The organism is Streptomyces sp. NPDC029139, assembly GCF_055564335.1.
This window is the reverse complement of sequence record NZ_JBVHWN010000002.1, coordinates 354,586-377,379: the sequence shown is the minus strand read 5'-3', so window position 1 is coordinate 377,379 and position 22,794 is coordinate 354,586. Positions and strand designations below refer to the sequence as shown.

The following is a 22,794-nucleotide window of genomic DNA, read 5'->3' as shown; positions in this document are numbered from 1 at the left end:
GCGTGAATCTCACCCGCAGACATTTCGGGCACCCGTCTCAGCACCTGGTCGTCGCGCTGGACAGTTCGCCGGACCCCGTAATGTGGTGGTTGTGACCGTGAACGCTAAGACCACCGCTACCGGTGGCAACACCTGGCGAGACCTTCCCGCGGCGCAGCAGCCCGAGTACCCCGATGCCGAGGCTCTGCGCGATGTGATCGCGGACCTCGAGTCGTATCCGCCGCTCGTCTTCGCGGGCGAGTGCGATCAGCTGCGCGCCCGCATGGGAGCCGTCGCCCGGGGCGAGGCGTTCCTGCTCCAGGGCGGCGACTGCGCCGAGGCCTTCGACGCCGTGTCCGCCGACCACATCCGTGCCAAGCTCAAGACGCTGCTCCAGATGAGCGCCGTCCTGACGTACGCGGCCTCCGTGCCCGTCGTCAAGGTCGGCCGCATCGCGGGGCAGTACTCCAAGCCCCGCTCCAAGGGGACCGAGACCCGCGACGGCGTGACCCTGCCGACGTACCGCGGCGACTCGGTCAACGGCTTCGACTTCAACGAGAAGGCCCGTATCCCGGACCCCGAGCGCCTGAAGCGGATGTACAACGCGTCCGCCTCCACGCTCAACCTGGTGCGCGCCTTCACCACCGGCGGCTACGCCGACCTGCGCCAGGTGCACGCCTGGAACCAGGACTTCGTGAAGTCGTCCCCCTCCGGGCAGCGCTACGAGCAGCTGGCGCGCGAGATCGACAACGCGCTGAACTTCATGAAGGCCTGTGGCACCGACCCGGCCGAGTTCCGCGCCGTCGAGTTCTACGCCTCCCACGAGGCGCTGCTCCTCGACTACGAGGGCGCCCTGACCCGTACGGACTCGCGCACCGGCAAGCTGTACGACACCTCCGGCCACATGGTCTGGATCGGTGAGCGCACCCGCCAGCTCGACCACGCGCACATCGAGTTCGCGTCGCGGATCGCCAACCCGATCGGCATCAAGCTGGGCCCGACGACCTCGGTCGACGAGGCGCTGACGTACATCGACCGCCTGGACCCGGACCGCGAGCCGGGCCGGCTGACCTTCATCGTCCGCATGGGCGCCGACAAGGTCCGGGACAAGCTCCCGGAGCTGGTCGAGAAGGTCACCGCCTCCGGCGCGACCGTGGCCTGGGTGACGGACCCGATGCACGGCAACACCTTCGAGGCGGCCTCCGGTCACAAGACCCGGCGCTTCGACGACGTGCTCGACGAGGTCAAGGGCTTCTTCGAGGTCCACAAGAGCCTCGGCACGCACCCGGGCGGCATCCACGTCGAGCTCACCGGTGACGACGTCACCGAGTGCGTGGGCGGCGGCGACGAGATCTTCGTCGACGACCTGCACCAGCGCTACGAGACGGCCTGCGATCCGCGGCTCAACCGCAGCCAGTCGCTGGACCTGGCGTTCCTGGTGGCGGAGCTCTACCGCGACTAGCGGACGCGATCAGTACGTAGCTTCGTACGGCTGTGGGGCGCGGATCCATGTGATCCGCGCCCCACAGTCATTTCCAGGGCTTTACACCTGGTAGGCGCCGGGTAAGGTTAGGTTAGCCTTATCGATCTCGGCGGGAGGTGAACCGCGTGTACGTCTGCTCGTGCTTCGGCGTTACGGAGAAGCAGGTCAAGGAGCATGCCGACGCGGGCGCCTGCACGCCTCGCCAGATCGCCTCGGCCTGCAAGGCCGGAACCGACTGCGGATCGTGCGTACGACGCATCCAGGCCATCCTCGGGCGCGGCAACTGCCCGCGACGGGAGCTGCTCGACCAGGGGATGCCCGCGCTGGCGTCGGCCCCCGATGAGCTCTCCGAGGCCGCGTAACCGGCGGACTAGCTCGGCTGCTCGATCAGCGTCGAGAGGTACAGCGCCTCGCCGAGGTTCTCGATCAGGTCCAGCTGCGTGTCGAGGTAGTCGATGTGGTGCTCCTCGTCGGCCAGGATCTCCTCGAAGAGGTTCGCCGAGGTGATGTCGCCCTTGGCGCGCATGACCTCGATGCCGCGCTTGAGGCGGTCGATCGCCTCCACCTCCACCTGGCGGTCCGCCTCGAACATCTCCTTGACCGTCTGGCCGACCCGCACGTGGAAGAGCCGCTGGTAGTTGGGCAGACCGTCCAGCATCAGGATGCGTTCGGTGAGCTTGTCCGCGTGCTTCATCTCATCGATGGACTCTTCGCGGGTGTACTTGGCGAGCTTGGTCCAACCCTTGTTGTCCTGGATGCGGTAGTGCAGCCAGTACTGGTTGATGGCCGTGAGCTCGCCGGTCAGCTGCTCGTTGAGGAACTCGAGGACCTCGGGGTCGCCCTGCATCGCAGAGGCTCCTTCCACGCATGTCTATGTCGTGACTGGGCAGGATGGCCGCATCCTTGCACCACGGATGGGGGGCGTCCAGTAAGTGCAGGCTTAGTGGGAGTTGCCCCGATCCGCGCCGGGTGCGAGGTTGGCTGGTCATGACCACCCCTCGCGGTCTGTCACCATGGATGACATGGGTCAGCCGGAGAGCGGGGTACACCGGGAAGCAGGGCAGTCGGATCTTCCGCCGGGGCAGCGGCTGCAGCGCGGCTGGCCGGTCACCCACTACGGCCCCGTCCCCAAGTTCAAGCCCGACCGCTGGGAGTTCCGGGTCTTCGGGGCGACGGCGGACGGCGACAAGCGGTGCTGGAACCACGAGGAGTTCTCGGCGCTCCCGTTCTCGACGGTCGTGGCCGATCTGCACTGCGTCACGAAATTCAGCATGCTCGGGGCCGAATGGGGTGGGGTGCCCGCCCGGACGATCCTGGAGCTGGCCCCGCCGGCCGCCGGTGTCACGCATGTGATGGTCTGGGCCGAGTACGGCTTCAGCGCCAACATGCGGCTCGCGGATTTCGCCTCCGAGCACACGATCTTCGCCACCCACAAGGACGGTGAGCTGCTCACCGCCGAGCACGGCTTCCCGCTGCGGCTCGTGGTGCCGCATCTGTACGCCTGGAAGGGGCCCAAGTGGGTCCGGGGCGTGGAGTACATGACCGCCGATCGCCGCGGCTTCTGGGAGGAGCGCGGCTATCACAACATCGGCGATCCCTGGACGGAGCAGCGGTACTCGTACCAGGAGGAGCCGGGGGACGGCCCGGAGCTCTGACTCCCGGTCGGTCGGTGCTCCGACCGCCCGTCCCGGCTCAGTGGTGGAACTGGTGGACCACCGCGTGGCCCTTGCCGCGGCCGATCATCCACTTGTTGACGGGTGTGGTGACCAGGAAGGCGACGAGGAAGGCGAAGGCCAGGGCGCCCCAGAAGAGCGCGTCCGACAGGTGCGCGTCCATGGCGCCCGGCACCAGCAGCAGGACCCCGTTGTCGACGACCTCCATCACGGTGATGGAGAGGGTGTCGGCGGCGAGCGCCACGCCGATGGCCGCCTTCAGGGTGAGGCCGGCGCGGACGACCGCCCACAGGGTCAGCGAGTAGCCGAAGAAGAAGGCCAGGACGATGGCGAGCACCATCGTGGGGGCGTTGCCCCAGCCCAGCGACGTACCGATGATCATGCCGAGGACCTCGCCGATGGCGCATCCGGTGAGGCAGTGCAGTGTCGCCTTCATCGCCATGGACCAGCTGACCTTGCCGGCGGTGTGCCCTTCGTGGGCGTGCTGGTCGTGGTGGGCGTGCTGGTCGTGGTGGTCGGCGGAGTGCTCGGCGTGGTTGTGGTGATGGGTGTGCGCTTCGTGCTGCATGGGAGCCCCCAACGTCAGGTAGCGGTTCCTGCTACACAGGAACCGTATACCCCCCAGGGGTATTCCTCAACGGGAATCTCACCCCCGGAGCTTCTTCAGCCGCTCCACGTCCGCGACGTGGCCCTCCTTCCCGCCCGGGGTCTCGATGATCAGTGGTACGCCGTCGGTGGCGTGGTGCCTCATGAGCTCCCGGAAGGGGTCCTCACCGATGTGGCCCGCCCCGATGTTGGCGTGCCGGTCCTTGTGCGCGCCGACGACGTCCTTGGAGTCGTTGGCGTGGATCAGCCTCAGCCGCCCCTCGCCGACGACCTCCACCAGCCGGTCCAGGGTCTGTGCCATGCCGTGCGGGCCGGTCAGGTCGTGACCCGCCGCGAAGATGTGGCAGGTGTCCAGACAGATGCCCAGCTTGGGATGGCGGTCCAGCGCGTCGAAGTACGGGCCGAAGTCCTCGGCGCGCGAGCAGAGCGAGAACCCCTGCCCGGCCGTCGACTCCAGCAGCAGGAACGGGTCGTCCGGGTGCGTCAGCTCGTCGAGCAGCGGCCGCATCCGCTCCCGTACCTGCGCCAGCGCCTCCGCCCGCGGGCGGCCACCCGTCGCCGAGCCGGTGTGGACGACCACGCCCTTCGCCCCGATCTCCCGGCCGCGGCGCAGTGAGTGCCGCAGCGAATCGACCGACCGGTCGACGGTCGCCTCGGTGTGGGAACCGAAGTTGATCAGGTACGGGGCGTGGACCCAGGCCGACAGGGATTCGGCCTCGCACGCGGCGCGGAACAGCTCGTCCTGCGCCGGGTTGCCGAGGGGGGTGGCCCAGCCGCGCGGGTTGGCGACGAAGACCTGCATGGTCTCCGCGCCCAGCTCGCGGGCGTAGGCGAGACCGGTCGTGGCGAGGCCGCCGGCCACGGGGACATGGCCGCCGACGGGGTTGCGCATGAGTTCTTACAGTCCCTTGATCGTGATGGTGACGGTCGAGCCCTCGGGGGCGGTGGAGCCGCCGTCGACGGACTGGCCCGAGACGGTGTCGCCGAGGAAGGGGAAGGTCTTCTCGACCTTCACCTCGAAGCCCGCTCCCTCCAGTGTGGCGCGCGCGGCCGCCGTGGACTCGCCCACGACGTCGGGAACCTCGATCATCCGCGGGCCCTTGGAGACGGTGAGGACGATCCGGTCGCCCTTCGCGGCGCGGCTGCCCTCCGCGAGGGACTGGGCCGCGACCGTGCCGGCCGCCTGGGGGGAGTGGATCCGCTCGGTCGCGATCTCCACGGTGAGCCCCGCCTCCCGCAGGGTGCTCGTCGCCTCGGTCACGGACGTGCCGGCCACGTCCGGGACGTCGATCGGGGCGCCCTTGCTCACCACGAGGGCCACGGCCGAGTCCGGGCTGCGCTCGGTGCCGGGCTCCGGGTCGGAACCGATCACGGCGCCCTGCGCGACGTCCTCGCTGAACGCGGTGGTGATCACGCCCGGGGCCAGGCCCTCCTTCGCCAGGAGCCGCTTGGCCTCCGCCAGCGGCTTCCCCTCGAGCTTCGGGACCTTCACGATCTCGGGACCGCGGGAGATCGTGAGCGTGACCGTGCCGTTCCCCCGGATCCGCTCGCCGGAGGCGGGGTCCGTGGCCATGACCGTGCCCCGCTCGTACACATCGCTGAAGGCGCGCTTCGTCGTGCCGACGTCGAGGCCCGCGTCGCCGAGCCGCTTCGTCGCCTTCGCCTCGGTCTGCCCGAGGACGGCCGGCACCCGCGTGAACTGGCCGGAGTTGATGTACCAGACACCCGCGCCGAGCCCGAGGGCGACCAGGACGGCGGCGAGGACGAGCAGGGGGCCGCGGGGGCGGCGGCGCGGGGCGCGCCGGGACTCCGGCGTGGGTGCGGGCGGCGGCACGGTCAGCCGGCTCGTGTGCTGCACCGGCTGCGCCCGGTCCTGTCCCGCCCCGGCGGGCAGAACCCTGGGGATGACGCTGGTCAGGTCCTCGGAGCCCGTACGGTCCTCCGAGCGGGCCTGCGGCGGTACGGCGTCCAGCTGCTCGTCCCCGAGCGCCGCGCGGGCCTCCCGGGTCAGGGCCAGGAGCGCGACGGCGTCGTGCGGCCGGACGTCGGGGTTGCGGGCCGTCGCGCTCGCCACCAGCTCGTCCAGTTCGAGGGCGAGGCCGGGGACGGCGGCGGACGGGGCCGGGACGTCGGTGTTCAGGTGCCGGTAGAGGACCTGCGCCGGGGTGTCCCCGCCGTGCGGCTTGCCGCCGGTCAGCATCTCGTACAGCACCACCCCGCAGGCGTACACGTCGGCGCGGGTGTCCGCGGTGCCGTGCTCGATCTGCTCGGGGGCGAGGTACGACACGGTGCCGAGGACGGAGCCGGTGGTGTTCGTCGCCGAGCCGACGGCCCGTACGAGCCCGAAGTCGGCGACCTTGACCCGGCCGTCGTCCCCTATCAGGACGTTCTCCGGCTTCATGTCCCGGTGCACGAACCCGGCCCTGTGCGCGGCGCCCAGCGCGGCGAGGACCGGCTCCAGGATGTCGAGCGCCGCCCGGGGCTGGAGCGCCCCGCGTTCGCGCAGTACGTCGCGCAGGGTGCACCCGGCGACGTACTCCATGGCGAGGTAGACGTACGCGCCGTCCGCGCCCTGGTCGAAGACCCCCACGACATTGGGGTGGGAGAGCCGGGCCACGGACTTGGCCTCGCGGATGAACCGCTCCACGAAGGTGACGTCGCCGGCGAGCGCCGGGTGCATCACCTTCAGGGCGAGCACCCGGTCGAGGCGGATGTCGACGGCCCGGTAGACCGTGGCCATCCCGCCGACGGCGATGCGCGCGTCGACGCGGTAGCGGTCGTCGAGCAGCTGCCCGACGAGGGGGTCCTGGAGGGTCGTGTCCACGGGCCCGAGTTTACGAGCCCGGTCACCCCTCCTCTGCCGGGTCGCCCCGGACTGCAGCCCACCTGTGACGCGAGGCACCGCAGCCCGGGGAAGGGGCGGTGGCGGAGATCACCCCGTCAGAACGCCGGGCGCTCCGGATCCAGGGCCGCGCGGCCCTCCGTCGGCGAGGACGCCTCGGCGAAGTGGCGGCGCGGGATGCGGCCCGCCCGCCACGCCAGGCGGCCCGCCTCCACCGCGTGCCGCATGCCCTCCGCCATCAGCACCGGCTCCTGCGCCCGGGTCACCGCCGACGCCAGCATCACCGCCGCGCACCCCAGCTCCATCGCCAGCGCCGCGTCCGACGCCGTGCCCGCCCCCGCGTCCAGGATCACCGGCACCCCGGCCCGCTCGACGATCAGCTGAAAGTTGTGCGGGTTGCGGATCCCGAGCCCCGAGCCGATCGGGGAGCCGAGCGGCATGATCGCCGCGCATCCCACGTCCTCCAGCTTCCTCGCCAGGACCGGATCGTCGTTGGTGTAGGGCAGGACCGTGAAACCGTCGTCCACCAGTGTCTCCGCCGCGTCGAGCAGCTCGATCGGGTCCGGCAGCAGGGTCCGCTCGTCGGCGACCACCTCCAGCTTGATCCACTCGGTGCCCAGCGCCTCCCGGGCGAGGCGCGCCGTCAGTACGGCCTCGCCCGCCGTGAAACAGCCCGCCGTGTTCGGCAGCACCCGGATGGAGAGCCGGTTCAGGACGGAGAGGACCGAACCCTGCACCGTCGGGTCCAGACGCCGCATCGCCACGGTCGTCAGCTCCGTACCGCTGGCGATCAGCGAGCGCTCGAGCACGTCCAGGCTGGGAGCCCCGCCCGTCCCCATGATCAGGCGCGAGGAGAACTCCGTACCGCCGAGAAGAAACGTGTCGTCGGACATCGCGCTCAACCTCCCTGCACCGCGGTGAGGACCTCGACCCGGTCGCCCTCGCCGAGGACGGTCGCGGACCACTGGCCGCGCGGCACGACGGTCTCGTTCACGGCCGCGGCCACACCCGACGGCGCGGCGGAGAGCGTGGCGACGAGGGCGTCGAGGGTCATGGGGGCGGTGAGGACGCGCGCCTCGCCGTTGACGGAGACGTTCATGCGGGCTGCTCCTGACGTACGGGAACGGGGGAGAAGCGGCGGGGGGTGAAGGGGCGGGCCTCGTCCGGCAGCGCGCCGGTGGTGAGGAGCTCGGCCATCACATCGCCGGTGACGGGGGTGAGCAGGACCCCGTTGCGGTAGTGGCCGGTGGCCAGCCGGAGGCCGGGCAGCGCGGTCGGGCCGAGCAGCGGGGCGTTGTCGGGCGAAGCCGGCCGCAGACCCGCGAGCGTCTCGGTGAGCGGCAGCTCCGTGATGCCCGGCACGAGCTCGTGGGCGTCGCGCAGCAGCTCGTAGACCCCGCCCGCCGTGACGGTGGTGTCCCAGCCCAGCTCCTCGCTGGTCGCGCCGACCACCAGCTCGCCGTTCTCGCGCGGCACCAGATAGACGTGGCTGCCGCGCACGACGGCCCGGACGGTCCTGGACAGGAACGGCGCGTACGCCCGCGGCACGGTCAGCCGCAGCACCTGCCCCTTGACGGGGCGTACGGGCGGCAGGACGTCCGCCGGTACACCGGCGAGCCGGCCGCTGAGGCTGCCCGCGGCCAGGACGACCTGGTCCGCGGCCGCCTCGCGGCCGTCGGCCAGCACCGCGCCCGCCGCCCGGTCCCGTACCACCGTCAGCCGCTCGGCCGAGGCCCGGTGGAAGACCACCCCGGCCCGCTCGCAGGCGGTGACCAGCGCGGCCGCGAGCCGGCGCGGGTCCACCTGGTGGTCGCCGTCGACCCGCAGCCCGCCGCGCACCCCCGGCGCCAGCATCGGCTCCAGCCGGCGGCACTCGCGCCCGCTCAGCCACTCCGACTCCAGGCCGCAGCGGGTCTGCAGGGCGTGCAGCTCACGCAGGTGCGCCCGGTCGTCGGCGTCGAGCGCGACGGCGAGCGTGCCGCAGGCGCGGTAGCCCACGTCCTGTCCCGTGGTGTCCCGGAGCTCCGCGACGAAGTCCGGATAGCGGCGCGCGGAGGCGAGGTTGAGGGCGAGCAGGGTCTCCTCGCCGTAGTGGAGCTCGGTGACGGCGGCCAGCATCCCGGCCGCCACGCGGGCGGCCCCGCCGCCCGGGTCGGGGTCCACGACGGCGGTGCGCAGTCCGCGCTGCGCGGCCCGCCAGGCCGTGACCAGACCGATGATGCCGCCCCCGATGACGAGGACGTCAGAAGTGCTGCATGTACGCGACATGGGCGTCCAGCCCCTCCCTTCGCCGGCATGACCCGGATCAGGTTCGTACGGTCGGAGGCCGGCCAGCCTCCCTCTCAGCCCGGTGCGTCCGGGCTCCCGCGAGTGCTCTACGTTGACGGTCAGACTAACCCCCGCCCCCGACGCCCAGTAAGGGAGCCTCCGCAGTGGCCGTCCCTCCCGCCTCCCGGGACCACGCTCGACCGCCGGGCTCCACCCCGTCCTGTCGATCCCTCGACGGACTGGTCCTCGCCCCCGTCGCCGACCAGGCCCCCGGCCAGGTCGGCACACGCACCCGGTTCACGTACCACGAGGAGGACGGCCGGATCTGGGCCGAGTACGCCGGCGGGGACGTGGTCCGGGGGAACCTCGTCGGCACGCGCGCGGGGGACCGGCTCGACTTCCGGTACGTCCAGTTGAAGCAGGACGGAACCACTTCTTCCGGGCATTGTGTCTCGACCGTGGTGGAGCTTGCGGACGGGCGCGTTCGGCTGGAGGAGAGCTGGGCATGGGAGTCCCAGGAAGGCGCCGGCACCAGTGTGGTCGAGCAGCTGCCTTTCTGATGGAGCGTCAGTAAGGTGATCGGGTGAGCGAGCAGAAGCAGGCACAGCAGCGGGTCGTGATCGTGGGCGCCGGCATGGCAGGGGTGCAGACCGCCGTCGCCCTGCGCGAACAGGGCTTCGGCGGGCCGGTCACCCTCATCGGGGCCGAGCCGCACCAGCCCTACGACCGGCCGCCCCTCTCCAAGGCGGTCCTCCTCGGCAAGGCCGAGGACTCCGCCTTCGACGTCGACTTCGAGGCGCTCGCCATCGAGCTGCGCCTCGGTCTCGACGTCACCGGCCTGCGCGCCGGGGACCACGCGCTCGACACCGAGGCCGGACCCGTCCCGTACGACGTCCTGGTCCTCGCCACCGGCGCCGAGCCGGTCACCCTGCCCGGCACCGAGGGCGTGCCCGGCGTCCATCTGCTGCGCACCCTCGACGACGCCGCCCGCCTCAAGCCCGTCCTGGAGCTGCGCCACGACATCGTCGTGGTCGGCGCCGGCTGGATCGGCGCCGAATTCGCCACCGCCGCGCGCGAGGCCGGGTGCGCCGTCACCGTCGTCGAGGCCGCCGACCGGCCGCTCGCCGGCGCGCTCCCCGCCGAGGTCACCGCCCCCATGGCGCAGTGGTACGAGGAGAGCGGCGCCGAACTCCTCACCCACGCGCGCGTGGCCGCCGTCGAACCCGGCACCGTCGTCCTCACCGACGGCCGGCGGCTCCCGGCCGACGCGGTCGTCGTCGGCATCGGCGCCCGGCCCGCCACCGGCTGGCTCGCCGGCTCCGGCATCGCCCTCGACGCCGACGGCTCCGTCACCGCCGACGACCGGCTGCGCACCTCCCTGCCCGACGTGTACGCCGTCGGAGACTGCGCCTCGTTCCCCTCCGCCCGCTACGGCCGGCGGCTCCTCGTCCACCACTGGGACAACGCGCTGCAGGGCCCGCGCACCGTCGCCGCCGAGATCATCGGCGAGGTCCCCCGGCCGTACGACCCGGTGCCGTACTTCTGGTCCGAGCAGTTCGGCCGCTTCGTGCAGTACGCGGGCCACCACGCGGGCGACACGGAGCTGCTCCGGCGCGGCGACCCGACCGGACCCTCCTGGTCCGCGCTCTGGCTCCGCGACGGCGTCCTGGTGGCCCTGCTCGCGGTCGGGCGCCCCCGCGACCTGGCCCAGGGCCGCAAGCTGATCGAGGCCGGTGCCCGCGTCGACGCGGCGCGGGCCGCCGACCCCTCCGTCCCCCTGAAGGCGGCGGTCGGCTAGGTCGTGCCGGGCGTCGCGGGCCAGGCGGCTTTCGCCCCGCCCCCCCCAGCCGGTTCCCGCGGGCCGGGGCGGGCTCGACTACCGACTGTCGGTCCGGGATGGCAGGCTTGGCCATGTGACCGAGATTGACGCAAGAATCGATGCTCTCGTCCCCGCCTGGCTCTACCTCCCCGACATCGCGGAAATGCTCGATGTCGAGGTGACGCGCGTGCGGCAGCTGGTCAAGGAGGGCCAGCTCATCGCCGTACGCCGTGGTGAGAACAAGGCGCTTCAGGTGCCGGCCGCCTTCATCGACGGCGACAAGGTGGTCAAGGGCCTCTCCGGGACCCTGACCCTCCTGAAGGACGACGGCTTCAGCGACGAAGAGATGCTGGAGTGGCTCTTCACTCCCGACCCGACCCTGCCGGGCACGCCCGCGCAGGCCCTCAGCGAGAATCGCGGCACGGAGGTGAAGCGCCGCGCCCAGGCGCTCGCCGTCTGACGTACCGAAGACACCACTCACGTGGCTCCGTGGGGACCGGTCCGCCCGGCCCCACGAAGCCACGGCACCCAACGGGGGGAAGCACCATGTCCACGCCTCGGGAGCAGCTCGCCGACGCCCGGCTCTACCTGTGCACGGACGCCCGCAGGCGCCAGGGAGACCTGCCCGCCTTCCTCGACGCCGTGCTCTCCTCCGGCGTGGACATCGTGCAGCTCCGCGACAAGGGCATGGAGGCCGGCGAGGAGCTGGAGCACCTCGCCGTGTTCGCCGACGCCTGCCGCCGGCACGGCACGCTGCTCGCCGTGAACGACCGGGCCGACGTCGCCCACGCCATCGGCTCCGACGTGCTGCACCTGGGCCAGGGCGACCTGCCCGTGCCCGCCGCCCGCGCGATCCTCGGCGACGAGGTGCTGATCGGCCGTTCCTGCCACGCCGAGTCCGAGGTGGACGCGGCGGTCGCCGAGCCGGGCGTGGACTACTTCTGCACGGGCCCCTGCTGGCCCACCCCGACCAAGCCGGGCCGGTACGCGCCCGGACTGGACCTCGTCCGGTACACGGCCGCCCTGGAGCAGGACCGGCCGTGGTTCGCCATCGGCGGGATCGACGAGACCACCCTCGACGAGGTCCTGGACGCGGGCGCGCGCCGGATCGTGGTCGTCCGGGCGATCACCGAGGCCGACGACCCGGCCGCGGCGGCCGCCCGCCTCGCGAAGCGGGTCCGCGAGCGCTCGGCGTGATCTTCCAGGACATCGCCCGGATCGGGCCCTCTTCGGCGCAACCTCCGAAGGCCGCGGCGGCCCGTTGGACGTTGTCCAAAAACATGTCCATTCCTCGGACGCCGCTTCGTCGGCCGAAGACCCGCGTCTAACCTGCCCGTATGGCACTCGGCACCGCTTCCACCCGCTCGGACCGTGCACGCACGGTCCGCGACATCCTCGCCTCCGGCAAGCCCTCGTACTCCTTCGAGTTCTTCGCGCCCCGGACCGAGAAGGGCGAGCGGAGCCTGTGGAACGCCCTGCGCAGAGTCGAGGCGGTCGGGCCGAGCTTCGTCTCGGTGACCTACGGCGCCGGCGGCTCGACCCGTGGCGGGACGGTCAAGGCGACCCAGAAGATCGCCGGCGACACCACGCTCACCCCCGTGGCGCACCTCACCGCGGTCGACCACTCCATCGCCGAGCTGCGCAACGTCCTCGGCCAGTACGCCGACGCGGGCATCCGGAACATGCTGGCCCTGCGCGGCGACCCGCCGGGCGACCCGCTGGGCGAGTGGATCGAGCACCCCGAGGGAGTGCGGTACGCCGCCGACCTGGTCCGGCTGATCAAGGAGTCCGGCGACTTCTGCGTGGGCGTCGCGGCCTTCCCCGAGATGCACCCCCGCTCCACCGACTGGGACACGGACATCCGTCACTTCGTGGACAAGTGCCGGGCCGGCGCCGACTACGCCATCACCCAGATGTTCTTCGATCCGGACAACTACCTCCGGATGCGCGACAGCGTGGCGAAGGCCGGCTGCGAGACGCCGATCATCCCCGAAGTCATGCCCGTTGTGAACGTGCGGACCCTCGACCGGCTGCCCCAGCTGAGCAACGCGCTCTTCCCGGCGGACGTGAAAGAACGGATCCTCGCCGTCAAGGACGACGCGGCCGCTGTACGCTCCATTGGCATCGAGTTCGCGACGGAGTTCTGCGCGCGTCTGCTCTCCGAGGGTGTCCCCGGACTGCACTTCATCACGCTGAACAACTCCACCGCGACGCTGGAGATCTACGAGAATCTCGGACTGCACGTGCAGTCGTGACCGGCGTACCCGCCCCAGACCCGCGGCGGTGGCCGTAGGAGAGGGGCGGGCATGGGGTGGACGGTCCTCTACATCGCGTTCGGTGTGGTGGCGTTGTGGCTGCTGGGTGAGGTGCTCCTGCAGTACAAGGCGCGCCTCCGCTGGCGGCTGCTGGCCTTCGGCGGTTTCCTCGGCGTGGTCCTGGGTGTCCTGATGCCCTCGGTCGCGGTGATCATCGCGGGGGCGGTCGCCTTCGCGGTCGGCCAGACCTATGTGACCCTGTCCTTCCGCCGTGGCTTCTCCACCGGCTGGGCCATCGGCGGCAGCCCGGGCGCGAGCCGTCGCCGCAGGTCCGCCGCGCCGGCCGAGACCGGTCCGACGCTGGAGGTCAGCGAGCTCTCCTACGAGCACGCGGAGCCCCCGGCGGCCGAGACCACCGCGGTCTACGAGCCGCAGCCGATGCCGGACGAGACCGGCCAGTACGCCGTCTACGACTCCTCGTACGCGCACTCCCACGCCCAGCCCGAACCGCAGCCGGCGTACGGCGGCTACGACGGCTACGCGCAGGGGTACGAGCAGCAGCCCGCCTACGACTACGACCCGGGGCAGCAGCAGTACGCCGCGTACTCCGACCCGTACATCGGCCCGAGCACCGACGGGCAGCAGTACACGTACGACTACAGCACGGTCGGCCAGCAGCCCTATGCCGACCCCTACGCGCCCGCGTACAGCTACGACACCCCGCCCGGCGGCGTGTGGGTCCCCCAGCAGCGGGACGGCGAGCAGCCGGGCCAGGACCAGTACGGCCACGGCGGGAACGACCAGCAGTACCGCTACTAGGACGTGTCGCGAAGGCCTCACCCGGCCCGCGACGCCTGGCACGCGCCCGCCCCACCCGGCCCGCCGCCGGTCCGGCTAGCGTGAGCCGCGGAAGTCCGGGCCCTCCACGATCAGGCCGGCGACCAGCGCGCCCGACATCCCGGCGTGGGCGAGCCCGCCACCCGGGTGGGACCAACCGCCGACGAAGTGGAGGCCGGTGAGGGGGGAGAGGTTGGCGGCCGGAAGGAACCGGCCGCGGGCGCCCGCGAGGGCGGGCCCGGGCACCTCCGCCGCGCCGGTCTCCCGCAGCGTGTCGTCCGGGGTGCGGACCTCCTGCCAGAGCAGGCGCTCGCGCAGCCCGGGGACGGCGGTCTCCGCCTGGGCGATCATCCGCTCGGCGGTCTTCTCCCAGTCCTCCGTGCCCGTCGTCGCCACGGTCGAGGTGACGGTCACCGACTCGTGCGCGCCGTCGGGCCGCAGGGCCGGATCGTCCGGCCGCAGCACCGTCACCGTCGGCCGGTCGCCCGAGCCGTGCACCACGGTGCGGTGTGCCGCGTCCGCCTCCCGCGCCCCGCGCAGGGCCAGACAGACCGTCACCCGGCCGGTCCCCGCCGGCTGATGGCGCGGCCACTCGTCCTGATCGTCCCAGCCGACGATGTGCTCGCGGTAGAGCGAGGGCACGGGGGCCCCCGCCACCACGTGGTCCGCCTCGACGTCCTCGCCACCCTCCAGCGCGATCCCGCTCGCCCTGCCGTCCTTCTCGAGGACGTCGGTGACCGCGGAGTCGAAGACGAACTCCACCCGCCGCTTCAGGCACCGCTCGTACACCGCGTCCGCCAGCGCCCGGATGCCGCCGCTCACGTACCAGGTGCCGAAGGTCTGCTCCATGTACGGCAGGACGGCGGCCGCCGCCGGAGCCGTGGCGGGGTCGAAGCCGTACGCCCAGGCGTACGAGTCGAGGAGCGCGACGAGGCGGGGGTCGCGCAGTTCCCGCGCGCCGACCCGGGAGAGGGTCGTCGAGGGCCGCCGCAGGAGACCCGCCTTCAGGGCCGGGTAGGGCTCGCGGCCCAGAGCGGACGGGTCCGCCGGCTGCGGCTCCTCCAGGAGGGGGCGACGCGTGCGGTCCCAGGCATCCCGGGCCCGGACCATGAAGTCGCCCCAGCGTTCACCCGCGCCCCCGCCGAGGGCCGCGTCCAGGGCGGAGACCGTGCCGGCGCGCGAGGCGTTCGGCAGGTCGACCCGCGCACCGTCGGCGAAGACGTGCCGGCTCGCCGGGTCGACCTGCGTCAGCTCGACGCGGTCCTCCAACGGCTCCTTGCCGGTCTTGACGAACAGATCCCGGTAGACCGCGGGCAGGTGCAGCAGGCCCGGACCGGTGTCGAAGGCGAACCCGTCCCGCTCGAAGCGGCGCACCGCACCGCCGTGCGTCCCACCGCGCTCGTACACCGTCACCCGGTGGCCCGCCACGGCCAGCCGGGCGGCCGCCGCCATGGCGCCCATGCCCGCGCCGATCACCACAATCCGTGCCATGTCAGCGACCCTATCCGCCGTCACCGACAGCCCGGTCCGGTGGCCCGGTCCGGTGGCCCGGTCCGGTGGCCCGGTCAGTCGGGCCGGACCCGCGTCCGGGCCTCCGAGGTGGCCAGCCGCTTCTCCTCCCGGCGCTGCGCCCTGCGGCGCAGGAAGCGGCGGATGCGATGGGCGAGGAAGCCCAGTATCACCAGGCCCAGCACGAGGAGCACGGCCGCGATGACCGCCGCCGCCACCGGGTTGAAGACGGCGAACGTGATGATCCCGGCGACCGCGAGATCCTCGGCGACGCTCATGGCGACGTTCGAGAACGGCTCCGGCGAGGTGTTGATCGCCATCCTCGTCCCGGCCTTCACGAAGTGGCTCATCAGGGCGGTCGAGCCGCCCACCGCGCCCGCCGCGAGCTCCGGCAGGGAACCGGACTGCCCGGCGAGCAGGGCGGCCACGACGGCGCCCGACACCGGCCGGATCACCGTGTGGACGGAGTCCCAGACGGAGTCGACATAGGGGATCTTGTCCGCCACCGCCTCGCACAGGAACAGCACCCCGGCGACGATCAGGACATCGGTGCGCTGCAGCGACTCGGGGACCTCGTCGGTCAGGCCGGTCGCGCCGAAGACGCCGAACAGCAGGATCACCGCGTACGCGTTGATCCCGCTCGCCCAGCCGCTGGTGAAGACCAGGGGGAGTACGGACACGCCCGCGATCGTATCCACGTCTGAGTACCCGTACCTAGACCATGAGATGAGTAGAGATGCGGATGGGCTTCGACCTGCGGAGACGGAAGAGTAGGGGCAACGGAAGGGGCGCGGCTCCGGACCGCCGGCACGGGGCGGCGGAACGGGGTCGTGCGCCGGCCGGCACGGGGGTGCACGGGGGACGGGGGACCACGGGGGAACGGGGGACCACGGGGGATGCAGAAACGCCGGACGGCGAGGCTCGGGGGGATCGAGCCTCGCCGTCCGGCGCATTTCCACGCGGTCGGTCAGCAGCCGCCCACGCGGCCGTGCAGCAGCCGCGAGAGCGCGCTGTGCACGTCGTCGATCGAGCGCTCCCGCTGGAAGGCCTGCCAGTCCAGAGCGGCCACCAGCACCATGCCGACCAGCGCGGCCGCGGTGAGCTGGATGTCGATCTCCTCGCTCAGCTCGCCCGCCTCGACGCCCTCCCGCAGCACGCCCTCCACCACGGCGACCGCCTGCTGACGGACGACCAGGAGGGTCTCGTTCCAGGCCCTGTTCGTGCGCCAGAGCTCGGCCACGTACAGCTGTGTGAAGGCCGGATAGCGGTCGATGAAGACCAGACCCGCCCGGATCATCGCGTCCAGCGCGTCGACCCGGCTCCCGCCCCGCTCCGCCGTCTCCTCGGCGGCCGTCCTCAGGGAGGCGGTCAGCAGGGCGACTCCGTGCCGCAGCAGCTCCTCGAAGAGCTCGGTCTTGCTCTTGAAGTTGTAGTAGACCGTCCCCTTGGCGACGCCCGCGCGCTCGGCGATCTCGTCCACCGTCGTCGCCGAGAAGCCCTGCTCGGCGATGAGAGTGACGGCGGCCTCGTAGAGCTTCGCGCGCGTGGCCTGGCGTCTGGTGCTGCTGCTGTCCATGGACTCGATTCTCACAGGTCTCAGAGACTCAGTTCCGGGTGGAGCCGGTCCAGGGTCCACACCTGCTTGCGCCGGGCCGAGACGGCCGTCAGCGCCAGCGCGCCCACGGTGAACGCCGTCAGCACCGCGACCGCCTGCCAGACCGGCCCGATCCCGCCGCCCGTGATCAGCCGGCGCAGCGACTCGACCACGTAGCTCATCGGCAGGAAGGGGTGGATCGCGTTGAAGAAACCGGGACTGGTCTGAACGGGGTAGGTGCCGCCCGCCGACGTCAGCTGGAGCATGAGCACGGCGAGCACCAGGATCCGGCCGGCCGCGCCGAAGCGGGCGTTCAGCCACTGGATGATCGCGGCGAAGCAACAGGTCACCAGGGCGAGGAAGCCGACCGTCCCGGCCGCCCTGGTCATCTGCAGCCCGAGACCCCAGTGCAGGACGGACATCAGCGCGGCGACCTGCAGCAGCCCGATGGCCGCGACCGGAAGCCAGCCGGCCAGCGCGATCCGCCAGGCGGAGGCGCCGGCGGCGAGGGCGCGCCGGTTGAGCGGCTGGATCAGCATGTACGCCACCATCGCGCCGACCCAGAGGGAGAGCGGGATGAAGTACGGGGCGAAACCGGTGCCGTAGTTGGGCGCCTTGTGGAGCGACTGGGAGGCCAGCTCGACCGGGTCGGCCATGACCTCCGTACGCCGGTCGCGCTCCCGCTCGTCGTAGTCGGGGATCTTGGCGACACCGTCGTGCAGTCCGGTGGCCAGGTCGCCGGAGCCGTCGGCCAGCCTGAACAGACCGCCGTCGAGCTCCCCGGCGCCCTTCTTCAGCTTGCCGACACCCGTGTCCAGGCTGGTGGACCCGGTCCTGGCGCTGGTGAGGCCGGTGTGCAGCGCGTCGGCGCCCTTGGCGACCTTCTGGGCACCCGTGTTGAGCTTGTTGATCTTCTTGACGGCGGAGTCGAGGTCCTCGTCGAGGTGCGGGGCGGCCTTCGCCAGGTCCTCGGCCTGCTTCTGCAGGGTGGCGAGCTGCCCGTCGAGCTTCTTCAGGTCGCCGTCGCTGCCCTTGGCCAGCTCGTGCAGATCGTCGGCGATCTTCGCGACGTCGTCCGCCGTGACCTTGGCCTCCTTGAGGGCCGGGCAGGTCTGGGGGTCGGGCAGCGGATCGTCCACGCACTGCTTCTTGTGGAGCGCGTCCAGCTTGTCGTCGGCCAGGTGCGCGGCGGTCCGGGCGAGGGGGGCGCGCCGGACGACGTCCTCGAGATCGTGCCGCACGGCGGCGGCGGAGTGGGCGACGAGCCGGGCGGTGTCCCCGATCGTCTTGCCGTTGTTCTTCAGGTACGGACGGATCTTGGAGGCCGTTCCGTTGACCTTGTCGGCCAGTTCCTGGGTGCCGTTCGCGACCTGCCGGGAGCCGGACTCCAGATCGCCCGCGCCCTTGTCGAGCTTCTTGAGACCGGTGGCGAGGTCGCCGCTGCCCTTCTTGGCGTCCTTCAGGCCGTCGGCGAGGTTCTTGGAGCCCTTCTTCGCCTTGTCCACGCCGTCCTTGAGCTCCCCGGCGCCCTTGGCGGCCTCGGCGGTCGCGTCGTGGATGTCGGAGAAGGAGATGAAGATCTTGTCCAGGAAACCGCGCGAGGACTTGGTGGAGGCGGCGGTGCGGACCTCGGAGAAGACCGTCCGGGAGATCTGTCCGACGATGTAGTTGTTGGCGTCGTTCGTGCGGACCCGGAGAGCGCCCGTCTCGGGGGCGTCGCCGGAGCTGGAGGCGATGCGCGCGCTGAAGTCGCCCGGCATGGTCAGCGAGAGGTAGTAGGTCCCGTCCTCCACGCCCTTGCGCGCCTCGGCGTCGCTCACCTGGTGCCACTGGAAGACCTTGCTGTCCAGCAGACCCTCGGTGATCTCGTCACCGGCGTTGATCTTCTTGCCGTCGGCGGTGGCGCCCCTGTCCTCGTTGACCAGGGCGACGGGTATCCGGTCGAGCCTGCTGTACGGGTCCCAGAAGGACCACAGGTACAGCGCGCCGTACAGCAGCGGCAGCAGCAGGATCGCGACGAGCGCGGCCCGCGGCAGCTTCCCCCTGCCGAACCGCTTCAGCTCAAGCGCGGCCAGTTTCGGCGAGCGCATCGGCTGCCCCCTCCTCGGTGGTGTCCTCGGTGTCGATCTCGGCGTCGACCTCGGTGTCGGTCTCGTGCCGGGCGTCGGGCTGGGTCTCGGCCTGGGTCTCGGGCTGGGTCTCGTCCCGGGTCTCGTCCTGGACGTCGTCCTCGGGCCCGTCCGTGGCGCCCTCGGTCGCGTCCGTACGGTCCGTGGCGCCCTCGGTCGCGTCCGTACGGTCCGTCCCGCCCTCGGTCCCGTCCCCGGTCCCGTCCCCGGGCTCGCGGGGTTCCGTGGTGACCTTCAGGACGTCCGCCGGGGCCTCGGCGCAGACGGCGAGCACGGTGGTACCCGCGTCGGCGATCGAGCGCAGCAGTGCCCAGGCCTCGGTCCGGTCGGCGTCCGAGAGCTTGAGGTCGGTGTCGTCGAGCGCCAGCAGCCGGGGCCGGCCGATCAGGGCGAGGGCGATCGACAGGCGCAGGGCCTCGAGCCGCTCCAGGTCCCGTACGGAGGTCCGCCCCGCCTTCGGCAGGGTGCCCAGGTCGAGCCCGGATGCCTTCAGGGCCGCCTCGATCCGGGCCTCCGTGGCGGCGGCCCGCTCGGCGGGCGGGCGCAGGAGGGCGCGGATCGTTCCGTCGTAGCGGCGCTGGAGCAGGGCGCGCTCCCGCAGATGTTCGGCGACCGTGAACGCCGGGTCGAGATCGCTGACGCCGGGAACCGGGCCGAGCGCGCTGATGCGGCGCACGGCGGCCATCTTGCGGGGCAGCCGGAGGCCGGCGACCTCGGCATGGCCCTCCCGGGGTTTCATCCGACCGGTCAGGGCGAGCAGCAGACAGGTACGGCCCGAGCCGGAGGGCCCCTCGATCGCGACGAGCGAGCCGGGCTCGGCCCGGAAGCCGACCCCGCGGAAGGCCCAACCGCGCGGCCCCTTCAGCCCGAATCCGTCCGCGACGACTGCTGCGCCGTGCGGCTCCACCGGATTCGCTTCCACCGGTCCACCCCCACTTTCCCCAGTTTTTGAACTGACCAGTCAGTGCAAAAACTTACCTCTGGGTGGCGATGAGGGCAAAGACGCAGGTCAGCGCGATTGTCAGTGGTGCCCTTCACGATGGACACATACGGACACAGAGCCGTCACACGACGACAGGAGGCTCGTCATGACCAGCTCCTCCGCAGCAGCCGCATCCCGGCGCCGCGCCGCCGGCCGCCCTGCCCCCGCACTGTCCGGACCCCCGTCCGACGTCCATCCGGTGCTGCGCCGCTCCTCAGCGCCGCCCGCCGCACTCGACCTGCTCGCCCAGGCCCGCGCCGGCCTCGACGAGGCCGCCGGACACGACGTCCCCAACGAGCGGTACGCCACCGCCCACCTCGCCGCCCTGCGCACGGCCGCCGCGGTGCTCGCCGCCCGGGGCCGCCCGGAGACCAATCCGCGCAAACGCGCACGCATCCGGAGCGCCTGGGAGGTACTCCCCGAGATAGCGCCCGAGCTGACCGAGTGGAGCGCCCTGTTCGCCTCGGGTGCGCCCCGCCGGGCCAGGGCGGAGGCGGGCATACCCGGCGCCGCGAGCCGCCGGGACGCCGACGACCTGATCCGGGACGCCGCCATGTTCCTTCGCCTGGTCGAGCGGCTCCTCGTCCTGCAGCCCGTGTTGCCCCGTCAGACCGGCGCCGAGGAGGCCGCGGGGTGAGCGCCGTGTGAGCCGGGGAACACGCCCGAGGCCATAGGGTGGAGGCGTTCGTGCACCGTCACCGAGGAGTCAACAGCCGTGTCGGACCCTTCCCCTGTCTTCGGTCGAGAGGCGTCGTCGCGTCCCTCGCGCGCCTCCCTTCGTACGGCCGTCGTGTGGGACGTCCTCAAGGACGCCCTCGACCGCCGGGTCAAGGCCACCGGGCAGGACAGCCTCGATGTCCTCGACACGGGCGGCGGCTCCGGCAACTTCGCGGTGCCGGTGGCCCGTCTCGGCCACCGGGTCACCGTCGTCGACCCCAGCCCGAACGCGCTGTTCGCGCTGGAGCGCCGGGCCGCCGAGGCCGACGTCGCAGGCCGGGTCAGCGGGGTCCAGGGCGACATCCACGGCCTGTTCGACGTCGTCGGGCGGGAGGGGTACGACGTGGTGCTCTGCCATGGCGTCCTGGAGTACGTGGAGGACCCCGCCGAGGGCGTACGGAACGCGGTGGCGGCACTGCGGTCCGGAGGCGCGCTCAGCCTGCTCGCCGCGGGTGTCGGCGGGGCGATCCTGGCCCGTGCGCTGGCCGGGCACTTCACCGAGGCCCGCACGGCCCTGAGCGACCCGTCCGGCCGCTGGGGCGACGGCGACCCGGTGCCCCGCCGCTTCACCGCCGACCAGCTGACCGAGCTGGCCGGAGCGGCCGGCCTCGACGTCGGCGCGGTGCACGGCGTGCGGGTCTTCGCCGACCTCGTTCCCGGTGTCCTGGTCGACACGGAGCCCGGCGCGGCGGAAGCTCTGCTCAAGCTGGAGGCCGCCGCGGCGGAGCTGCCGTCCTTCCACGCCATCGCCACCCAGCTGCACGTCCTGGGCGAGAAGCGCGCCTGACACCCGCCCGGCCGCAGGCCCGGGGCCCGGCCCCGGACCTGCCCGCACCGTGCTGATCAGCGACGCAGCCGCACATGGAGTACGCCACAGGCCCCCCGAACGGGCAGTTGGCCCCGTATGATCGGGGGACACCATCCGGCATGACAGGGAAGGCGCTGGGGAATCAACGCCTCAGCAACCGAACCGCATGGCGGCCCGGATTGGCGATTTGGCGTTGAGGGCGGGTTTCACGGGGGCGATTCCCTGCCTATCCTGAAAGGGCCGCATCCCGGTCGCCCCCGCGACCGACGACTAGGAGGACTCCGTGCCGCTCTCGGAGCACGAGCAGCGAATGCTCGAGCAGATGGAGCGAGCGCTGTACGCCGAAGATCCCAAGTTCGCGACAGCGCTCGAGGGAAGCGGACTGCGTACGTACACCCGGCGACGGGTTTACCAGGCAGTAGCCGGCTTCCTGGTGGGTATCGCGCTCCTCATGGCTGGAATGGTCGCTCAGCAGATCTGGATCAGCGTGGTGGGTTTTCTCGTCATGCTGGGCTGCGCGGTACTGGCCGTCACCGGATGGCGCAAGGCGCCGAAGCCGGGTGAGCAGCAGCAGGCGAAGGGCGGAGCGGCGGCCGGTGGCCGTCAGGCCCGACAGCGCCGCTCGATGATGACCCGGATCGAGGAACGGTGGCAGCGCCGCCGGGACGAACAGCAGGGCGGCGGCCACTGACGGCGCCCTGAGGCCCGCCGGCCTCTCTCCACGACCCCGAGCCCCGCGGCCCGCGCTTCCACGCGCCCGCGGGGCTCGTCGTATGTCCGCCCACCTGCCCCGGTCGCCCACCCGGCCCGGGGCGCGACCCCCATCCCGCCGGAGCGGTGCACCGCGGTCCCGCCGGAGCGGTGCACCGCGGACCCCACCCACCTGGTTGTGGATGACTGTCCCGCTGGGGCCATCGCCGACCCCGCCGTACCTCAGCTGATGGTGTGCATCTGTTCCGCCGGTGCGGAGCGGGTGGGCACTTCCCATGACGGCGCCGCACCCGCGGGCACCGCAGACACGGGGAGACCGGGCCCGGCACGGGCGCCGTCCCGTGTGCCCGGCCGTCCCTCGCCCCAGGGGACTCCCAGCGGGACGATTGCCCACGCGGGCGAGCGGCGAAGGGACGGAGGCACCGCCCCCGCCGGACCGTCGGACCACGGGGTGGGGGGGGGGGGGGGGGCCCCCCCCCCCCCCCCCCCCCCCCGTCGCCGGGGGGGGGGGGGGGGGGGGCCCCCCCCCCGAACCTTCGGGAGGTGTCCCGTCCCCCCCACCCCCCTGTTCCCCTTTACCCC

The 22,794-nt window shown here is 72.2% G+C and carries 24 protein-coding genes and 1 riboswitch; of the genes, 12 read left to right on the top strand and 12 right to left on the bottom strand.

Annotated elements, in window-relative coordinates; all coding sequences use genetic code 11:
- Positions 1-91 precede the first annotated feature (91 nt).
- Together ACZ4VW_RS05830 and ACZ4VW_RS05825 are read left to right on the top strand one after the other, a co-directional pair.
- Positions 92-1,441, top strand: a complete 1,350-nt coding sequence (locus tag ACZ4VW_RS05830; protein ID WP_467958803.1) for a class II 3-deoxy-7-phosphoheptulonate synthase — start codon at positions 92-94, stop codon at positions 1,439-1,441.
- A gap of 137 nt (positions 1,442-1,578) precedes the next feature.
- On the top strand, positions 1,579-1,824 hold the full coding sequence (locus tag ACZ4VW_RS05825) for a (2Fe-2S)-binding protein (protein ID WP_355109220.1): 246 nt from the start codon (positions 1,579-1,581) through the stop codon (positions 1,822-1,824).
- 8 nt (positions 1,825-1,832) lie between these two features.
- On the opposite strand, the gene bfr is transcribed toward ACZ4VW_RS05825, so the two are convergent.
- Positions 1,833-2,309 carry a bacterioferritin gene (gene bfr, locus ACZ4VW_RS05820; protein ID WP_355109222.1) on the bottom strand — a complete coding sequence of 159 codons (477 nt, stop codon included), beginning with the start codon at positions 2,307-2,309 and terminating at the stop codon, positions 1,833-1,835.
- A gap of 175 nt (positions 2,310-2,484) precedes the next feature.
- Between bfr and ACZ4VW_RS05815 the strand changes: the two genes are divergently transcribed.
- Entirely contained in the window at positions 2,485-3,117 is a 633-nt protein-coding gene (locus tag ACZ4VW_RS05815; RefSeq protein ID WP_467958800.1) for a sulfite oxidase-like oxidoreductase, read from the top strand.
- Positions 3,118-3,154: 37 nt separating this feature from the next.
- On the opposite strand, the gene ACZ4VW_RS05810 is transcribed toward ACZ4VW_RS05815, so the two are convergent.
- The 6 genes from ACZ4VW_RS05810 to thiO form a co-directional block, all read right to left on the bottom strand.
- A complete protein-coding gene (locus ACZ4VW_RS05810; RefSeq protein ID WP_467958798.1) occupies positions 3,155-3,703 on the bottom strand; it encodes a DUF4396 domain-containing protein in 549 nt (182 codons plus the stop codon).
- A gap of 78 nt (positions 3,704-3,781) precedes the next feature.
- Positions 3,782-4,633 (bottom strand): deoxyribonuclease IV, encoded by an 852-nt coding sequence (locus ACZ4VW_RS05805; protein ID WP_467958796.1) that lies wholly within the window; start codon positions 4,631-4,633, stop codon positions 3,782-3,784.
- 6 nt (positions 4,634-4,639) lie between these two features.
- The gene (gene pknB, locus ACZ4VW_RS05800) at positions 4,640-6,565 is read right to left on the bottom strand and encodes a Stk1 family PASTA domain-containing Ser/Thr kinase (RefSeq protein ID WP_467958794.1); all 1,926 of its coding nucleotides are present in this window, start codon (positions 6,563-6,565) and stop codon (positions 4,640-4,642) included.
- Between the two features lie 116 nt (positions 6,566-6,681).
- Entirely contained in the window at positions 6,682-7,476 is a 795-nt protein-coding gene (locus ACZ4VW_RS05795; protein WP_467958792.1) for a thiazole synthase, read from the bottom strand.
- Between the two features lie 5 nt (positions 7,477-7,481).
- Positions 7,482-7,682 (bottom strand): sulfur carrier protein ThiS, encoded by a 201-nt coding sequence (gene thiS, locus ACZ4VW_RS05790; RefSeq protein ID WP_467958790.1) that lies wholly within the window; start codon positions 7,680-7,682, stop codon positions 7,482-7,484.
- On the bottom strand, positions 7,679-8,851 hold the full coding sequence (gene thiO, locus ACZ4VW_RS05785) for a glycine oxidase ThiO (RefSeq protein ID WP_467958788.1): 1,173 nt from the start codon (positions 8,849-8,851) through the stop codon (positions 7,679-7,681). The genes thiS and thiO overlap by 4 nt, the downstream gene beginning before the upstream one ends.
- Positions 8,849-8,961: riboswitch (TPP riboswitch) on the bottom strand. (Overlaps the previous gene by 3 nt.)
- Before the next feature lie 54 nt (positions 8,962-9,015).
- On the opposite strand from thiO, the gene ACZ4VW_RS05780 reads away from it, so the two are divergent.
- The 6 genes from ACZ4VW_RS05780 to ACZ4VW_RS05755 all read left to right on the top strand — a co-directional run bounded on the left by ACZ4VW_RS05780 (position 9,016) and on the right by ACZ4VW_RS05755 (position 13,744).
- Positions 9,016-9,411 (top strand): avidin-fold protein, encoded by a 396-nt coding sequence (locus tag ACZ4VW_RS05780; RefSeq protein ID WP_467958786.1) that lies wholly within the window; start codon positions 9,016-9,018, stop codon positions 9,409-9,411.
- A gap of 23 nt (positions 9,412-9,434) precedes the next feature.
- Positions 9,435-10,649, top strand: coding sequence for an NAD(P)/FAD-dependent oxidoreductase (locus ACZ4VW_RS05775; protein ID WP_467958784.1), 1,215 nt, complete (start codon positions 9,435-9,437; stop codon positions 10,647-10,649).
- Between the two features lie 115 nt (positions 10,650-10,764).
- Positions 10,765-11,130 carry an Rv2175c family DNA-binding protein gene (locus ACZ4VW_RS05770; protein WP_467958783.1) on the top strand — a complete coding sequence of 122 codons (366 nt, stop codon included), beginning with the start codon at positions 10,765-10,767 and terminating at the stop codon, positions 11,128-11,130.
- Positions 11,131-11,216: 86 nt separating this feature from the next.
- Positions 11,217-11,867 carry a thiamine phosphate synthase gene (gene thiE, locus ACZ4VW_RS05765; RefSeq protein ID WP_467958781.1) on the top strand — a complete coding sequence of 217 codons (651 nt, stop codon included), beginning with the start codon at positions 11,217-11,219 and terminating at the stop codon, positions 11,865-11,867.
- A gap of 140 nt (positions 11,868-12,007) precedes the next feature.
- Positions 12,008-12,925, top strand: a complete 918-nt coding sequence (metF, locus tag ACZ4VW_RS05760) for a methylenetetrahydrofolate reductase [NAD(P)H] (protein ID WP_467958779.1) — start codon at positions 12,008-12,010, stop codon at positions 12,923-12,925.
- A 51-nt stretch (positions 12,926-12,976) separates the two neighbouring features.
- A complete protein-coding gene (locus tag ACZ4VW_RS05755; RefSeq protein ID WP_467958777.1) occupies positions 12,977-13,744 on the top strand; it encodes a hypothetical protein in 768 nt (255 codons plus the stop codon).
- A 75-nt stretch (positions 13,745-13,819) separates the two neighbouring features.
- Here ACZ4VW_RS05755 and ACZ4VW_RS05750 read toward each other — a convergent pair whose 3' ends face one another.
- The 5 genes from ACZ4VW_RS05750 to ACZ4VW_RS05730 form a co-directional block, all read right to left on the bottom strand.
- The gene (locus tag ACZ4VW_RS05750) at positions 13,820-15,253 is read right to left on the bottom strand and encodes a phytoene desaturase family protein (RefSeq protein WP_467958775.1); all 1,434 of its coding nucleotides are present in this window, start codon (positions 15,251-15,253) and stop codon (positions 13,820-13,822) included.
- A gap of 74 nt (positions 15,254-15,327) precedes the next feature.
- Positions 15,328-15,951: a DUF4126 domain-containing protein gene (locus ACZ4VW_RS05745; RefSeq protein WP_467958773.1), complete on the bottom strand. Its 624-nt coding sequence runs from the start codon at positions 15,949-15,951 to the stop codon at positions 15,328-15,330.
- 287 nt (positions 15,952-16,238) lie between these two features.
- The gene (locus tag ACZ4VW_RS05740) at positions 16,239-16,847 is read right to left on the bottom strand and encodes a TetR/AcrR family transcriptional regulator (protein ID WP_355111025.1); all 609 of its coding nucleotides are present in this window, start codon (positions 16,845-16,847) and stop codon (positions 16,239-16,241) included.
- 20 nt (positions 16,848-16,867) lie between these two features.
- Complete coding sequence (locus tag ACZ4VW_RS05735; protein WP_467958771.1) at positions 16,868-18,955, bottom strand: YhgE/Pip family protein; 2,088 nt, start codon at positions 18,953-18,955, stop codon at positions 16,868-16,870.
- Positions 18,927-19,916, bottom strand: a complete 990-nt coding sequence (locus ACZ4VW_RS05730) for an ATP-binding cassette domain-containing protein (RefSeq protein ID WP_467958770.1) — start codon at positions 19,914-19,916, stop codon at positions 18,927-18,929. The genes ACZ4VW_RS05735 and ACZ4VW_RS05730 overlap by 29 nt, the downstream gene beginning before the upstream one ends.
- A gap of 166 nt (positions 19,917-20,082) precedes the next feature.
- Between ACZ4VW_RS05730 and ACZ4VW_RS05725 the strand changes: the two genes are divergently transcribed.
- From ACZ4VW_RS05725 to ACZ4VW_RS05715, 3 genes are all read left to right on the top strand, one after another.
- Positions 20,083-20,613 carry an SAV_6107 family HEPN domain-containing protein gene (locus ACZ4VW_RS05725; RefSeq protein WP_467958768.1) on the top strand — a complete coding sequence of 177 codons (531 nt, stop codon included), beginning with the start codon at positions 20,083-20,085 and terminating at the stop codon, positions 20,611-20,613.
- Positions 20,614-20,691: 78 nt separating this feature from the next.
- Positions 20,692-21,480 carry a class I SAM-dependent methyltransferase gene (locus ACZ4VW_RS05720; RefSeq protein ID WP_467958766.1) on the top strand — a complete coding sequence of 263 codons (789 nt, stop codon included), beginning with the start codon at positions 20,692-20,694 and terminating at the stop codon, positions 21,478-21,480.
- 304 nt (positions 21,481-21,784) lie between these two features.
- Complete coding sequence (locus ACZ4VW_RS05715; RefSeq protein WP_467958764.1) at positions 21,785-22,192, top strand: DUF3040 domain-containing protein; 408 nt, start codon at positions 21,785-21,787, stop codon at positions 22,190-22,192.
- Positions 22,193-22,794: the final 602 nt, after the last annotated feature.

Bases quoted from the DNA above. Each gene is read 5' to 3' on its own strand.
- bfr (WP_355109222.1), bottom strand. From the start codon at position 2,309: ATGCAGGGCGACCCCGAGGTCCTCGAGTTCCTCAACGAGCAGCTGACC.
- ACZ4VW_RS05815 (WP_467958800.1), top strand. From the start codon at position 2,485: ATGGGTCAGCCGGAGAGCGGGGTACACCGGGAAGCAGGGCAGTCGGAT.
- ACZ4VW_RS05810 (WP_467958798.1), bottom strand. From the start codon at position 3,703: ATGCAGCACGAAGCGCACACCCATCACCACAACCACGCCGAGCACTCC.
- ACZ4VW_RS05805 (WP_467958796.1), bottom strand. From the start codon at position 4,633: ATGCGCAACCCCGTCGGCGGCCATGTCCCCGTGGCCGGCGGCCTCGCC.
- ACZ4VW_RS05795 (WP_467958792.1), bottom strand. From the start codon at position 7,476: ATGTCCGACGACACGTTTCTTCTCGGCGGTACGGAGTTCTCCTCGCGC.
- thiS (WP_467958790.1), bottom strand. From the start codon at position 7,682: ATGAACGTCTCCGTCAACGGCGAGGCGCGCGTCCTCACCGCCCCCATG.
- thiO (WP_467958788.1), bottom strand. From the start codon at position 8,851: ATGTCGCGTACATGCAGCACTTCTGACGTCCTCGTCATCGGGGGCGGC.
- thiE (WP_467958781.1), top strand. From the start codon at position 11,217: ATGTCCACGCCTCGGGAGCAGCTCGCCGACGCCCGGCTCTACCTGTGC.
- metF (WP_467958779.1), top strand. From the start codon at position 12,008: ATGGCACTCGGCACCGCTTCCACCCGCTCGGACCGTGCACGCACGGTC.
- ACZ4VW_RS05755 (WP_467958777.1), top strand. From the start codon at position 12,977: ATGGGGTGGACGGTCCTCTACATCGCGTTCGGTGTGGTGGCGTTGTGG.
- ACZ4VW_RS05750 (WP_467958775.1), bottom strand. From the start codon at position 15,253: ATGGCACGGATTGTGGTGATCGGCGCGGGCATGGGCGCCATGGCGGCG.
- ACZ4VW_RS05740 (WP_355111025.1), bottom strand. From the start codon at position 16,847: ATGGACAGCAGCAGCACCAGACGCCAGGCCACGCGCGCGAAGCTCTAC.
- ACZ4VW_RS05735 (WP_467958771.1), bottom strand. From the start codon at position 18,955: ATGCGCTCGCCGAAACTGGCCGCGCTTGAGCTGAAGCGGTTCGGCAGG.
- ACZ4VW_RS05725 (WP_467958768.1), top strand. From the start codon at position 20,083: ATGACCAGCTCCTCCGCAGCAGCCGCATCCCGGCGCCGCGCCGCCGGC.